This window comes from Streptomyces sp. NPDC055243, assembly GCF_044544025.1.
Taxonomy (GTDB): Bacteria; Actinomycetota; Actinomycetes; order Streptomycetales; family Streptomycetaceae; genus Streptomyces.
In genome coordinates this window covers 1-1,548 of the sequence record NZ_JBITWR010000040.1, presented here as the reverse complement: position 1 = coordinate 1,548, position 1,548 = coordinate 1, and the positions used below count along the sequence as shown (strand labels likewise).

1 protein-coding gene and 1 pseudogene are annotated in these 1,548 nt (G+C 66.1%); both read right to left on the bottom strand.

The window, feature by feature from the left end:
• On the bottom strand, window positions 1-767 hold a 767-nt coding region (locus tag ACIGXX_RS44065; RefSeq protein WP_399984888.1), incomplete at its 3' end, for an alpha-amylase family glycosyl hydrolase.
• Window positions 764-1,548, bottom strand: a pseudogene (locus ACIGXX_RS44060) (alpha-1,4-glucan--maltose-1-phosphate maltosyltransferase); the annotation flags it as partial. The pseudogene ACIGXX_RS44060 and the gene ACIGXX_RS44065, both read right to left, overlap by 4 nt.

The window sequence follows — 1,548 nt, the reverse complement described above, 5'->3', positions numbered from 1 at the left end:
ACGGTGTCGGGGTAGTGGGCGTCGATCTCGGCGCGTACGCGTTTGAGCAGGCCGTGGGAGCGGGGGAGGTTTTCGCAGTTGGTGCCCTCTTCGGCGAAGAGGTAGGGCACGGCGTCCAGGCGGAAGCCGTCGATGCCCAGGTCCAGCCAGAACCGCAGGGCGGAGATGATCTCTTCCTGGACGGCGGGGTTCTCGTAGTTGAGGTCGGGCTGGTGGGAGAAGAAGCGGTGCCAGAAGTACTGTTTGCGTACCGGGTCGAAGGTCCAGTTGGAGGCTTCGGTGTCGACGAAGATGATGCGGGCGTCCTGGTACTGCTTGTCGTCGTCGGCCCAGACGTAGTAGTCGCCGTAGGGGCCTTCGGGGTCGGTGCGCGACTGCTGGAACCACGGGTGCTGATCGCTGGTGTGGTTCATCACGAAATCGATGATCACGCGCATGCCCCGCTGATGCGCGGAGTCCACGAACTCCACGAAGTCGGCCAGATCGCCGAACTCGGGGAGGACGGCGGTGTAGTCCGAGACGTCGTAACCGCCGTCCCGCAGCGGCGACTTGAAGAACGGCGGCAGCCACAGGCAGTCCACGCCCAGCCACTGCAGATAGTCCAGCTTGGCGGTGATGCCCTTGAGGTCGCCGATGCCGTCGCCGTTGCTGTCCTGGAAGGACCGCACCAGGACCTCGTAGAACACGGCACGCTTGAACCATTCGGGGTCTCGGTCCTTGGCGGGCGTGTCCTCGAATGTGTCCTGGACGGGCTCGTTGATGATCATGGTGTGGGTGACCCTCCGATCAACGGTGAGGACGGTCGCAGGACGCGGAAGATGTGCGCGGGCGCGCGGCCCGGCTCGAGGCGCACATAGTTGGCCCTGCCCCAGTGATAGGTGTCGCCGGTGAGCTCGTCGCGCACCGGCACGGTCTCGTGCCAGTGGAGGCCGAGTTTCGGCATGTCCAACGAGACCGTGGCCTCCTGGGTGTGGTGGGCGTCGAGGTTCACGACCACCAGAACCGTGTTCGATCCGTCCGTGTCGTCGGCCGTCTTCGAGTACGCGATCACCGCCTCCTGGTCCGTGGAGTGGAAGTGCAGGTCACGCAGTTGCCGCAGGGCGGGGTTGGCGCGCCGCACGCGGTTGAGCGCGGTGATGAGGGGCGCGAGGGTGGCGCCGGTGCGCTCCGCCGACTCCCAGTCGCGCGGCCTCAGTTGGTACTTCTCCGAGTCGAGATACTCCTCGCTGCCGGGCCGTGCCGGGGCGTTCTCGCACAGTTCGTACCCGCTGTAGACGCCCCACGTCGGCGACAGGGTTGCGGCGAGCACGGCACGGGCCTCGAAGGCGGGGCGTCCGCCGTTCTGGAGGTAGGCGTGCAGGATGTCGGGGGTGTTGACGAAGAAGTTCGGCCGCAGGTAATGGGCGGTCTCGCCCGCCAATTCACGCAGATAGTCCGTCAGTTCGTCCTTGGCGTTGCGCCAGGTGAAGTAGGTGTAGGACTGCTGGAAGCCGATCGCGGCCAGGGTGCGCATCATCGCCGGGCGCGTGAAGGCCTCCGCCAGGAAGA